The organism is Methylorubrum sp. B1-46, from assembly GCF_021117295.1.
In the GTDB taxonomy this organism is placed as follows: domain Bacteria; phylum Pseudomonadota; class Alphaproteobacteria; order Rhizobiales; family Beijerinckiaceae; genus Methylobacterium.
The window spans coordinates 1,852,584-1,865,365 of record NZ_CP088247.1 but is presented as its reverse complement, the minus strand read 5'-3'; the positions used below and the strand labels follow the sequence as shown (position 1 = coordinate 1,865,365).

Here is a 12,782-nt window from a genome sequence, read left to right as displayed (position 1 = left end):
CACATAGGCCTTCTGCCGCGATTTTGCCCGTTCCCGATGCCGACGGCGCGACCATCCCCTGAGAAGCCGGCGAGTAAATTTTATTTGAGCCCATACCAAGGAATAGTTGACGGTCACGCCGGAGACCGATCCATTGAGCAGACGGGGCGGAGAACCTGCGTGCGGCGGCCCTGACCGACCGCACGGACGCCTCGCCAGAAGACGCGAAACAGTCGGCGAGACCGGCGCGACGGCGCGATCAGGGGCCGTGAGGGAGAGAAACCCCGTGAAGACCATCGGTGAATTCAACGCGGCCCACGGTCCGGAGGCCATCGGCCTGACCGATCTCGCCGCCGTGCATTGGAACCTCGAAGCGCCCCGCCTCAATGAGGAAGCCTTGCGGCGCGGCGAGGGGCAGCTCGCCCGCGGCGGCGCGCTGGTCGCCACCACCGGCAGCCACACCGGCCGCTCGCCCAAGGACAAGTACGTGGTGCGCGATGCCAGCACCGAGAACGAGATCTGGTGGGACAACAACGGCTCGATTACGCCCGAGCAATTCGCCACGCTGCTCGACGATTTCCGCGCGCACGCCCGCGGCAAGGAGCTGTTCGCCCAGGATCTCTACGGCGGTGCCGACCCGGCCCACCGGGTGCGGGCGCGGGTCTACACCGAACTCGCGTGGCACTCCCTGTTCATCCGCAACCTGCTGATCCGCCCCGAGCGCGACGAACTCAGCCAGTACGTGCCGGAGCTGACGATCATCGACCTGCCGAGCTTCCAAGCCGACCCGGCCCGGCACGGCTGCCGCTCCAAGACCGTGATCGCCATCGATTTCAGCCAGAAGATCGTGCTGATCGGCGGCTCGGCCTATGCAGGCGAGATGAAGAAGTCGGTCTTCACCTACCTCAACTACGTGCTCCCCGGCGCGGGCGTGATGCCGATGCACTGCTCGGCCAATGCCAGCCTCGACGAGACCGGCGACTCGGCCCTGTTCTTCGGCCTGTCCGGCACCGGCAAGACCACGTTGTCGAACGATTCCTCGCGCCAACTGATCGGCGACGACGAGCACGGCTGGAGCCGGGACGGCATCTTCAACTTCGAGGGCGGCTGCTACGCCAAGACCATCCGGCTCTCGCGCAACGCCGAGCCGGAGATCTATGCCACCACCGAGCGCTTCGGCACGGTGATGGAGAACGTCGTCATCGATCCGCTCACCCGCGTGCCGGATTTCGACGACGCCTCGCTCACCGAGAACACCCGCTGCGCCTACCCGCTCGACTTCATCGCCAATGCCAGCGCCACCGGCCGGGCGGGCCATCCGAAGAACATCGTGATGCTGACCTGCGACGCCTTCGGCGTGATGCCGCCGATCGCCAAGCTCACGGGCGCCGAGGCGATGTACCACTTCCTCTCGGGCTACACCGCCAAGGTGGCGGGCACCGAGCGCGGGCTGACGGCGCCGGAGGCGACCTTCTCGACCTGCTTCGGCGCACCGTTCATGCCGCGCCACCCGAGCGTCTACGGCAACCTGCTGCGGCAGTTGATGGCCGAGCACGGCGTGGATTGCTGGCTCGTCAACACCGGCTGGACCGGGGGTGGCGTCGGCACCGGGCGGCGCATGCCGATCCGCGTCACCCGCCGGCTGCTCTCGGCGGCGCTCGACGGCTCGCTGGCGCAGACCGAGTTCCGACGCGATCCGTATTTCGGCTTCTCGGTGCCCGCCGAAGTGCCCGGCGTCGAGACGCAGGTGCTCTCGCCGGTCGAGACCTGGACCAACAAGGCGGCCTTCGCCGAGACCGCCACCCGCCTCGTCACGATGTTCCGCGAGAACTTCACCCGCTTCGAGAGCCACGTCGATGCCGACGTGCGCGCCGCCGAGCCGGTCGCCGCACCGATCGCGGCCTGAGCGGTCGCAGCCCCTCCCCGCGCGAGCGGGGAGGGAGCACGAAAAATCAGTCGACCTGATCGGCGTAGACGGCCTCGGCGCCCATGCCCTCTTCGAGCATCATCCGGGCCCGTGCCCGCAGCTTCTCGGTCTCGCTCTTGAGCTGGCCGCAGGCCGCGAGGATGTCACGCCCGCGCGGGGTGCGCACCGGAGAGGCGTAGCCGGCTGTGAAGACGATCTCGGAGAAGCGCTCGATCCGCTCCCAGTCCGAGCACTCGTATTTCGAGCCGGGCCAGGGGTTGAACGGGATCAGGTTGATCTTGGCCGGGATGCCCTTGAGCAGGCGCACCAGGGCGCGGGCGTCGGCGTCCGAATCGTTGACGCCCTTCAGCATCACGTACTCGAAGGTGATGCGCCGGGCGTTGCTGAGGCCCGGATAGGTCCGGCAGGCGTCGAGCAGCTGGGCGATCGGGTACTTGCGGTTGAGCGGCACCAGCTCGTCGCGCAGGTCGTCGCGCACGGCGTGCAGCGAGATCGCCAGCATGGCGTTGGCCTCAAGCCCCAGCCGCTCGATCTGCGGCACCACCCCGGAGGTCGAGACCGTGATGCGGCGGCGCGAGAGGGCGAGGCCCTCCTGGTCCGACATCACCGCGATGGCGTCGATCACCGCGTCGAGATTGTAGAGCGGCTCGCCCATGCCCATGAACACGATGTTGGTGACGAGCCGCCCGGCCTCGCCGCCATCCTTGCCCGGCATCTGGCCGGTGAAGTCGCCGAGGGCGTCGCGGGCGACGACGAGCTGCGAGACGATCTCGGCGGTGGAGAGGTTGCGCACGAGGCGCTGCGTGCCGGTGTGGCAGAACGAGCAGGTCAGCGTGCAGCCGACCTGGGACGAGACGCAGAGCGTGCCGCGGTCGTCGCCGGGAATGTAGACACACTCGATCTCGGCGCCGCGGTTGTGGTCGTGCGCGCCGGTGGGCGCCATGCGCAGCAGCCACTTGCGGGTGCCATCGCGCGAGACCTGCTCGGTGACGACCTCCGGCCGCTCCAGGGTGAAATGGTCCGCAAGCTGCGCCTTCAGCCCCTTGCCGACATTGGTCATCTCGGAGAACTCGCGCGCGCCGCGCACGTAGATCCAGTGCCAGACCTGGCTCACCCGCATCCGCGTCTCGCGCTCGGGCACGCCGATGCCGATGAGCGCCTGCTTCAATCCCTCACGGGTGAGACCGACGAGGGAGGCCTTACGGCCGGGCAGGGTCGAGAGGGCGGTGACCTCGGGGGCCTTCTCGATTGCGGGGAGGGCGCGCGATGCGCCCGGGGCGGAGTCGAACGACGCCGTCGCCATGGCTCAAGACCTTAGGAAGCTGGAACGGCTCTCATATAGGCGCATTCGGGCGGGAACGCGACTGCGCTGGATTTCGGGCAGAGGCCGGGAAAGCGCGGGTCTAACGCCTCAGCCCCGCAATTCCTCCTCCAGGAACGCCCGCACTTCGCCCGCCTCGATCCCCGGCGCGATGAAGCTCTGGCCGATACCGCGGGCGAGGATGAAGGTGAGCTGACCGTCGCGGACCTTCTTGTCCTGGGCCATGGCGTCGAGGAGCGTGTCGGGATCACCGGCCCCGCCCGGCACTTGGCTCAGGCGGGTCGGCAGGCCGGCGAGCGCGAGATGGTTGGCCACGCGCCCCGCATCCTGGCCGGGGCACAGGCCGAGCCGGGCCGAGAAGCGGAAGGCGAGCGCCAGCCCGATCGCGACGCCCTCGCCGTGGACGAGGCGGGTGGCGTCGTAGCCGGTCAGCCGCTCCAGGGCGTGGCCGAAGGTGTGGCCGAGATTGAGCAGAGCGCGCTCGCCGTCCTCCCGCTCGTCGCGTGTGACCACGCCGGCCTTGGCGCGGCAGCAGGCGGCCACCGCCTCGTCACGCTCGGACCCGCCGGAGAAGATGCCGGCCCAGTTCGCCTCGCACCATTCGAAGAAGTCGGCGTCGCCGATCAGGCCGTACTTGGCGACCTCGGCGTAGCCTGCCCGCATCTCGCGCTCGGAGAGGGTGTCGAGGGTGGCGGTATCGGCCAGAACGAGCCGAGGCTGATGGAAGGCGCCGATCAGGTTCTTTCCCAGCGGCGAGTTGATCCCGGTCTTTCCGCCGACGGACGAATCAACCTGCGCGAGCAAGGTCGTCGGAACTTGGAGGAAGCGGACCCCGCGCCGCAGCGAGGCCGCCGCGAAGCCCGCGAGATCCCCGACCACCCCCCCACCGAGCGCCACCACGAGGTCGCCGCGCTCGATCTTATGAGCCAGCAAACCGTCGCTGACGCGGGCGAATTCCGCGTAACTCTTGGACGCTTCGCCCGGCGGCACGGCGATGATCCCGCAGCGCAGGCCGGCGGCCTCAAGGCTCGACCGCACGCGCTCACCGTAGAGCCCGGCGACCGTTTCGTCCGTGACGATGCCGGCGGCCCTCGCACCGAGATCGCGCGCCTCCGCGCCCACCGCATCGATCAGGCCGCGGCCGATGCGGATATCGTATTCACGCCCGCCCGAGAGAGGAACGTTCACGCGCGTTGACGGTTGCTTCATGGAATATGTCAAATGTTGCGATTGGGACACGCGGGATGGGTTGATGTGAAGGTCGAGGGCTTCCATCACGTCTTCCACCACGCGGTCATGGGACACTTCGCGAGACAAGACCGTGACATCGGCCTGGGCATAGACGGGATGGCGCACTTCCATCAGCGCACGCATGGTCGCTTCCGGATCCTCCGTCTGGAGAAGAGGGCGGGTGTTGCGCTTGCGCACGCGGCGCATCAGCACCTCGAGATCCGCCTTGAGCCAGACCGAGATGCCGCCCTCGGCGATTCGCGCCCGCGTCGCCTCGCGCATGAACGCGCCGCCGCCGGTGGCCAGCACCATCGGCCCCTCGCGCAGCAGGCGCGCGATCACACGCTCCTCCCCCTCGCGAAAGCTCGCCTCGCCGTAGATGGCGAAGATGTCGGCGATGGTGAGCTTGGCCGCCGCTTCGATCTCGTGGTCGGCGTCCTTGAACATCAGGCCGAGGCGGCTGGCGAGGCGGCGGCCGACGGTGCTCTTGCCCGCCCCCATCAGACCGACGAGCACGATCGACCGGGCCCCGAGGCCACGGCGCAGGCGTGCTTCGATCGGTTCGCCAAGCGGCGGCGCCGGCGGCAGGGGAGCGGTCATCGGGCGGTCATAGACGGTTTTGCGGATACGGCGAAGCGTCGGGTACCGCCGTCGGCGCCGAGTCGAAACCCCTTCAGTCTCTTCCCGCCTGCCGTCCAAACGGGATCAGTACAAAAACCATGACTGTTAGGGGTTGCAAAGTGTCGCGTGGACGGGAAGGCTCGTACGCGAGCGCGTGGGACGGCACCGCTCTCGACTAGGCTTGCCTCGTCGAGTGCCCCCACGCTTGTTGTCTCAGTGCCAGGAAAGTCATGTTGCCATACGGATCTCTCTCCCTTCCCGTCACCCTGACCGACAGCGAGGGGGAGGCGAATGATCCGAACTCTGATCCGCGCGCCGGCTCCTCCCGCCCCTCCCGCCTGAGCGGCCCCGCAGCCCGCGCCAGACCTACACCAGTCTCGACGGATGCGCGGCTGCTGGCCATCGCCACGGAACACCTGACCCGGCTCGGGCCGAAACGGGTGACGGTGGTGGCGGTCGCCGCAGAGGCAGGCATGACCCATGCCAATGTCTACCGCTACTTCCCGTCGAAGGACGCCCTGCTCGACGCTGTCGCCGGGCGCTGGTTGCGCGACCTCGAAACCGAACTCGCCGGCATCGCCGACGCGCCCGATCCCGCCGACGACAAGATCGAGCGCTTCATCAGCGCACTCGCCAACGCTCAGAGCGAGATGCTGACCCGCGAGCCCAACCTGTTCGCCGTGCATCTCGATGCCACCGTCGCCTCCCGTCCGATTGCCCGCCGCCACCGCGTGCGTCTGCGCGCCCTCGTCGAGCGCGTCGTGGAGGAAGGTATCGGCACCGGCGTCTTCGCCGCCCGTGATCGCGAGCGGGCCATCGCGGTCATCTTCGACGCGAGCTACCGCTTCACCCATCCGGTGGCGATCCAGCACGATGCGGACGTGCCCCGCGACCTGCTGGATGCCCGTCTCGGGGCCGTGATCCAATCGATTCAGCGGGCCCTGCGGACAGGAACTTTCTGAATACGAAATATGAGGCTGCCGCTGCATCGCGGCGCGACAGAATTAGCGTGGAATGACAGACTGAAAATACTGTCACCAACCCCTTGCCGGCTGTTCTTTGCCGCCATCAAGGAGGCCAAGCATCTGAATTTCAAAGTTTTTCTAAAAGCCTCATTGCTGCGGAGGCGTCTTCGGCCGCGATCCAGCCACGCTGACCCGGACCTTCGTCGGGTTGAAGGCCTGTGGCTTTTCCGCCAAACACCGCCCGCATCAGAATGGATCGGCGAAGGTTCGGCCGCAGCGCACCATCCGCGACATCGCTGACACGTTTTTTTCGAACCGTCGCGAATTCCGACCGGAGGCTAGATCACTCATGGCACGCAGCAAGATCGCGCTCATCGGAGCCGGGCAGATCGGTGGCACGCTCGCCCACCTCGCCGGCCTCAAGGAACTCGGTGACGTGGTGCTGTTCGACATCGTCGACGGCGTGCCGCAGGGCAAGGCGCTCGACATCGCCGAATCCGCCCCGGTCGACGGCTTCGATGCCAAGTATTCCGGCGCCAGCGACTATTCGGCCATTGCCGGCGCCGACGTCGTGATCGTGACGGCGGGTGTGCCGCGCAAGCCCGGCATGAGCCGCGACGACCTGATCGGCATCAACCTGAAGGTGATGGAAGCGGTCGGTGCCGGCATCAAGGAGCACGCCCCCGACGCCTTCGTGATCTGCATCACCAACCCGCTCGACGCGATGGTGTGGGCGCTGCAGAAGTTCTCGGGGCTCCCGACCAACAAGGTCGTCGGCATGGCCGGCGTGCTCGATTCCGCCCGCTTCCGCCACTTCCTCGCGGAAGAGTTCGGCGTCTCGGTCGAGGACGTCACCGCCTTCGTGCTCGGCGGCCACGGCGACGATATGGTGCCGCTGACCCGCTACTCGACGGTGGCCGGCGTGCCGCTGACCGATCTGGTCAAGCTCGGCTGGACCACCCAGGAGAAGCTCGACGCCATGGTCGAGCGCACCCGCAAGGGTGGCGGCGAGATCGTCAACCTCTTGAAGACCGGCTCGGCCTTCTACGCGCCGGCGGCCTCCGCCATCGCCATGGCCGAGAGCTACCTGCGCGACAAGAAGCGGGTTCTGCCCTGCGCCGCCTATCTCGAGGGCCAGTACGGCATCGACGGCCTCTATGTCGGCGTGCCGGTGGTGATCGGCGAGAACGGCGTCGAGCGCGTCCTCGAAGTGACCTTCGACGAGGCCGAGAAGGCGATGTTCGAGAAGTCGGTCAACTCCGTGAAGGGCCTGATCGCGGCCTGCCAGGGCATCAACGAGAAGCTCGTGTGAAAAGCCGCGAAGAGCGGGCGGTGAACGGCGAACGGGCGGCTTCGACGCCCTTCGCTCCACTGCCACTCTACGCTATTGGCTAGGCTCTATCCGCTCGACGAGGTCTCGATGAACATCCACGAATACCAGGCCAAAGCCGTCCTGAAGGAGTTCGGCCTGCCGGTCTCCCGCGGCGTGCCGATCTTCAAGCCGGAAGAGGCGGCCGCCGCGGCCGACGCGCTCGGCGGCCCGGTCTGGGTGGTGAAATCGCAGATCCACGCGGGCGGGCGCGGCAAGGGCACCTTCAAGGGCGCGCCCGCGGGCGCCAAGGGCGGCGTGCGCGTCACCAAGTCCAAGGACGAGGTGGTGCAGTTCGCGGGCGAGATGCTCGGGGCGACGCTGGTGACGGTGCAGACCGGCGAGGCCGGCAAGCAGGTCAACCGCCTCTACATCGAGGAAGGCGCCTCGATCGCCGCCGAGTTCTACCTGTCGATGCTGGTCGATCGCGAGACCGGCCGCGTCGCCTTCGTCGTTTCGACCGAAGGCGGGATGGACATCGAGCAGGTCGCCCACGACACCCCTGAGAAGATCGTCACCTTCTCGGTCGATCCGGCCACCGGCATCATGCCCCATCACGGCCGTGCCGTCGCCAAGGCGCTCGGCCTCTCGGGCGCCCAGGCCAAGGAAGCGGGCGCGCTGACGGAGAAGCTCTACGCGGCCTTCACGGCCAAGGACATGAGCATGCTGGAGATCAACCCGCTGGTGCTCACCGGCGACGGTCATCTCAAGTGCCTCGACGCCAAGATCTCCTTCGACTCGAACGCCCTCTACCGCCACCCGGACATCGTCGCGCTGCGCGACGAAACGGAAGAGGACGCCAAGGAGATCGAGGCCTCGAAATACGACCTTGCCTACATCGCGCTCGACGGCACCATCGGCTGCATGGTCAACGGCGCGGGCCTGGCGATGGCGACGCTCGACATCATCAAGCTCTACGGCGAGGAGCCGGCGAACTTTCTCGACGTCGGCGGCGGCGCCTCCGAGGAGAAGGTCACGGCGGCCTTCAAGATCATCACCGCCGATCCGCAGGTGAAGGGCATCCTCGTCAACATCTTCGGCGGGATCATGAAGTGCGACGTCATCGCCCGCGGCGTGATCGCGGCGGTGAAGGCGGTCGGCCTCGAAGTGCCGCTCGTCGTGCGGCTCGAGGGCACCAATGTCGAAGAGGGCAAGGAGATCATCCGGAACTCCGGCCTCAACGTGATCCCGGCGGACGATCTGGACGACGCCGCGCAGAAGATCGTCGCCGCGGTGAAGAAGGGCTGAGTTGACCGATGTCCATCCTGATCGACGCCAACACCAAGGTCATCTGCCAGGGCTTCACCGGCAAGAACGGCACCTTCCACTCCGAGCAGGCCATCGCCTACGGCACCAAGATGGTCGGCGGCACCTCGCCGGGTAAGGGCGGCTCGACCCATCTCGGCCTGCCGGTGTTCGACACCGTAGCCGAGGCGCGCGAGGCCACCGGCGCCACCGCCTCCGTCGTCTACGTGCCGCCGCCGGGCGCCGCGGATGCGATCTGCGAGGCGATCCAGGCGGAGATCCCGCTGATCGTCTGCATCACCGAGGGCATTCCGGTGCTCGACATGGTGCGGGTCAAGCGCGCGCTCGAAGGCTCGAAGTCGCGCCTGATCGGGCCGAACTGCCCCGGCGTCGTCACCGCCGGCCAATCGAAGATCGGCATCATGCCGGCCAACATCTTCAAGCCGGGCTCGGTCGGCATCGTCTCGCGCTCCGGCACGCTGACCTACGAGGCGGTGTTCCAGACCTCGAATGCCGGGCTCGGCCAGACCACGGCGGTCGGCATCGGCGGCGACCCGGTCAAGGGCACCGAGTTCATCGACATGCTGGAGCTGTTCCTGGCCGATCCCAAGACCGAGTCGATCGTGATGATCGGCGAGATCGGCGGCTCGGCCGAGGAGGAGGCGGCGCAGTTCCTGGCCGACGAGGCCAAGCGCGGCCGCAAGAAGCCGATGGTCGGCTTCATCGCCGGCCGCACCGCCCCGCCCGGCCGCCGCATGGGCCATGCCGGAGCCATCATCTCGGGCGGCAAGGGCGGCGCCGAGGACAAGATCGCGGCGATGGAGGCCGCGGGCATCCGCGTCTCGCCCTCGCCGGCCCGTCTCGGCTCGACCCTCGTGGAAGTGCTGAAGGGTTGATGGGGTCTGTAACCGGGACCTGCGCGGCTGTGTTGCACCGCACGCAAGCTCGGGCGACCCATGTGGAAGAACAAGCCGGGGCGCGTCCGCGCCCCAGCCGGATCCGGAGGCGCGACGCGGGGGGGTAGCTCCCCGCTCAGCCCGGCCGCCGGATCGGACACGACGCGGCGGCCCGCTGGAATAGCGCCGCCCGAGCGGTAGGACAGGCAGCGATGGCACGCCAGGACGCGAACGAAGCGCTTCTCCAAACCTCCTTCCTCTACGGCGCCAACGCCGCCTGGATCGAGGAATTGCAGGCAGCCTATGCCCGCGATCCGAACTCGGTCGATCCCGAGTGGCAGCAGTTCTTCAAGGAACTGGGCGAGGACGACGCCCTGGTGAAGAAGAACGCCGAGGGCGCCTCCTGGGCCAAGCCCAACTGGCCGGTTCCGCTCAACGGCGAGATCGTCTCCGCGCTCGACGGCAACTGGGGCGCGCTGGAAAGGGCACTCGGCGAGAAGATCCAGACCAAGGCGCAGCCGGGTAAGCCCGGCGACTCGGCCAAGGGCGCGGCGATCGTTGCCGCCACCGGTGTCTCGGTCGAGCAGGCCACCAAGGATTCCGTGCGCGCGATCATGCTGATCCGCGCCTACCGCATGCGCGGCCACCTTCACGCCAAGCTCGACCCGATCGGGCTCGCCCCGCGCGGCGACCACGAGGAGCTGCACCCGCAGCATTACGGGTTCCAGGAGAGCGACTGGGACCGCAAGATCTTCCTCGACAACGTGCTCGGCATGGAATTCTCGACGATCCGCGAGATCGTCGGCATCCTGGAGCGGACCTACTGCCAGACGCTCGGCGTCGAGTTCATGCACATCTCCGATCCCGAGGAGAAGGCGTGGCTCCAGGAGCGCATCGAGGGCAAGGACAAAGAGATCTCGTTCACGCCGGAAGGGCGCCGCGCGATCCTGAACAAGCTGATCGAGGCGGAAGGCTTCGAGAAGTTCCTCGATCTCAAGTACACCGGCACCAAGCGCTTCGGCCTCGACGGCGGTGAGTCGATGGTCCCGGCGCTCGAGCAGATCATCAAGCGCGGCGGCGCACTGGGCGTCGAGGAGATCGTGCTTGGCATGGCCCATCGCGGCCGGCTGAACGTGCTCACCAACGTGATGGCCAAGCCCTTCCGCGCGGTGTTCCACGAGTTCAAGGGCGGCTCGGCCTCACCCGCCGAGGTCGAGGGCTCGGGCGACGTGAAGTACCATCTCGGCGCCTCCTCCGACCGCGCCTTCGACGACAATACTGTCCACCTCTCGCTCACCGCCAACCCGTCCCACCTCGAAATCGTCGATCCGGTGGTGCTCGGAAAAGTGCGGGCCAAGCAGGACCAGAAGGCCAAGCCGAATGTCGAGCGCCGCAAGGTGCTGCCGCTCCTGATTCACGGCGACGCGGCCTTTGCCGGCCAGGGCGTGGTGGCGGAGTGCTTCGGCCTGTCGGGCCTCAAAGGGCACCGCACCGGTGGCTCGATCCACTTCATCATCAACAACCAGATCGGCTTCACCACCGACCCGCGCTTCTCGCGCTCCTCGCCCTACCCGTCCGACGTGGCGAAGATGGTGGAAGCCCCGATCTTCCACTGCAACGGCGATGACCCGGAGGCCGTGACCTTCGCCGCGAAGGTCGCGACCGAATACAGACAGAAGTTCGGCAAGCCGGTCGTGATCGACATGCTGTGCTACCGCCGCTTCGGCCACAACGAGGGGGACGAGCCGGCCTTCACCCAGCCGAAGATGTACCAGCGGATCCGCAAGCATCCGACCGCGCTGGAGACCTACGGCAAGAAGCTCGTGGAGCAGGGCGACGTCACCCAGGAGCAGCTCGACGCGCGCAAGGCCGAGTTCCGCTCCATGCTGGAGAGCGAGCTCGACATCGCCGGCGGCTACAAGCCGAACAAGGCCGACTGGCTCGACGGGCGCTGGTCCGGCTTCAAGGCGGTGCGCGAGGATGTGGACGATCCGCGCCGCGGCCGCACCGGCGTGCCGGTCGAGACCCTGCGCGACATCGCCACCCGGATCACCACCCCGCCGCCGGGCTTCCACCTGCACCGCACGATCCAGCGCTTCTTCGACAACCGCGCCAAGGCGGTCGAGACCGGAATCGGTATCGATTGGGCGACGGCGGAAGCGCTCGCCTTCGGCTCGCTGCTGATCGAGGGCCACCGCGTCCGGCTCTCGGGCCAGGACGTCGAGCGCGGCACCTTCTCGCAGCGTCACGCCGTGGTCATCGATCAGGAGAACGAGCAGCGCTACACGCCGCTCAATTCCGTGCGCGAGGGGCAGGCGAGCCTGGAGGTCATCAACTCGATGCTCTCCGAGGAGGCGGTGCTCGGCTTCGAGTACGGCTATTCCCTGGCCGAGCCGAACTCCCTGGTGCTGTGGGAGGCGCAGTTCGGCGACTTCGCCAACGGCGCACAGGTCATCATCGACCAGTTCATCTCATCGGGCGAGCGCAAGTGGCTGCGCATGTCCGGCCTCGTGATGCTGCTGCCCCACGGCTACGAGGGCCAGGGGCCGGAGCACTCCTCCGCCCGTCTGGAGCGCTATCTCCAGATGTGCGCCGAGGACAACATGCAGGTCGCCAACTGCTCGACGCCCTCGAACTACTTCCACATCCTGCGCCGTCAGTTGAAGCGCGACTTCCGCAAGCCGCTGATCCTGATGACGCCGAAATCGCTCCTGCGCCACAAGCGGGCGGTCTCGAAGATCGAGGAGATCGCGGAGGGCTCGACCTTCCACCGCATCCTGTGGGACGACGCCGAACACGACGAAAGCGGCATCAAGCTCACCCGCGACGACAAGATCCGCCGGGTCGTGCTGTGCTCCGGCAAGGTCTATTACGACCTCTACGAGGAGCGGGAGAAGCGCGGCGTCAACGACGTCTACCTGATGCGCGTCGAGCAGCTCTATCCCTTCCCGCTTAAGGCACTGGCCAACGAGATGAGCCGCTTCCGCAACGCGGAGGTGGTGTGGTGCCAGGAAGAGCCCAAGAACATGGGCTCGTGGACCTTCGTCGAGCCCTATCTCGACTGGGTGCTGGGCCAAGCCGGCTCCGCCTCGAAGCGTCCCCGCTACGTCGGCCGTCCGGCCTCGGCCTCGACCGCGGTCGGCCTGATGTCGAAGCACCTCGCCCAGCTCCAGGCCTTCCTCAACGAGGCGCTGGCGGTCTGATCCGCCTGCCCCCCTCTCGCTCGATC

At 67.5% G+C, this 12,782-nt stretch carries 9 protein-coding genes; 7 read left to right on the top strand and 2 right to left on the bottom strand.

Annotation, left to right across the window (positions count from 1 at the left end; genetic code table 11):
* Window positions 1-265 precede the first annotated feature (265 nt).
* The gene (locus LPC10_RS08700) at window positions 266-1,885 is read left to right on the top strand and encodes a phosphoenolpyruvate carboxykinase (RefSeq protein ID WP_231346334.1); all 1,620 of its coding nucleotides are present in this window, start codon (window positions 266-268) and stop codon (window positions 1,883-1,885) included.
* 46 nt (window positions 1,886-1,931) lie between these two features.
* On the opposite strand, the gene rlmN is transcribed toward LPC10_RS08700, so the two are convergent.
* Together rlmN and aroB are read right to left on the bottom strand one after the other, a co-directional pair.
* Window positions 1,932-3,209 (bottom strand): 23S rRNA (adenine(2503)-C(2))-methyltransferase RlmN, encoded by a 1,278-nt coding sequence (gene rlmN, locus LPC10_RS08695; RefSeq protein WP_231346333.1) that lies wholly within the window; start codon window positions 3,207-3,209, stop codon window positions 1,932-1,934.
* Between the two features lie 108 nt (window positions 3,210-3,317).
* Window positions 3,318-5,057: a 3-dehydroquinate synthase gene (gene aroB / locus LPC10_RS08690; protein WP_231346332.1), complete on the bottom strand. Its 1,740-nt coding sequence runs from the start codon at window positions 5,055-5,057 to the stop codon at window positions 3,318-3,320.
* A 251-nt stretch (window positions 5,058-5,308) separates the two neighbouring features.
* Here aroB and LPC10_RS08685 point away from each other — a divergent pair, with 251 nt between their 5' ends.
* The 6 genes from LPC10_RS08685 to LPC10_RS08660 all read left to right on the top strand — a co-directional run bounded on the left by LPC10_RS08685 (window position 5,309) and on the right by LPC10_RS08660 (window position 12,756).
* Window positions 5,309-6,040: a TetR family transcriptional regulator gene (locus tag LPC10_RS08685; RefSeq protein WP_108939672.1), complete on the top strand. Its 732-nt coding sequence runs from the start codon at window positions 5,309-5,311 to the stop codon at window positions 6,038-6,040.
* A 9-nt stretch (window positions 6,041-6,049) separates the two neighbouring features.
* Entirely contained in the window at window positions 6,050-6,343 is a 294-nt protein-coding gene (locus tag LPC10_RS08680; protein ID WP_231346331.1) for a hypothetical protein, read from the top strand.
* 49 nt (window positions 6,344-6,392) lie between these two features.
* Window positions 6,393-7,355: a malate dehydrogenase gene (gene mdh / locus LPC10_RS08675; RefSeq protein ID WP_231346330.1), complete on the top strand. Its 963-nt coding sequence runs from the start codon at window positions 6,393-6,395 to the stop codon at window positions 7,353-7,355.
* 108 nt (window positions 7,356-7,463) lie between these two features.
* Window positions 7,464-8,660, top strand: a complete 1,197-nt coding sequence (gene sucC, locus LPC10_RS08670; protein WP_231346329.1) for an ADP-forming succinate--CoA ligase subunit beta — start codon at window positions 7,464-7,466, stop codon at window positions 8,658-8,660.
* A gap of 8 nt (window positions 8,661-8,668) precedes the next feature.
* Window positions 8,669-9,553 (top strand): succinate--CoA ligase subunit alpha, encoded by an 885-nt coding sequence (sucD, locus tag LPC10_RS08665; RefSeq protein WP_231346328.1) that lies wholly within the window; start codon window positions 8,669-8,671, stop codon window positions 9,551-9,553.
* Between the two features lie 212 nt (window positions 9,554-9,765).
* Window positions 9,766-12,756 carry a 2-oxoglutarate dehydrogenase E1 component gene (locus LPC10_RS08660; RefSeq protein ID WP_231346327.1) on the top strand — a complete coding sequence of 997 codons (2,991 nt, stop codon included), beginning with the start codon at window positions 9,766-9,768 and terminating at the stop codon, window positions 12,754-12,756.
* Window positions 12,757-12,782 lie beyond the last annotated feature (26 nt).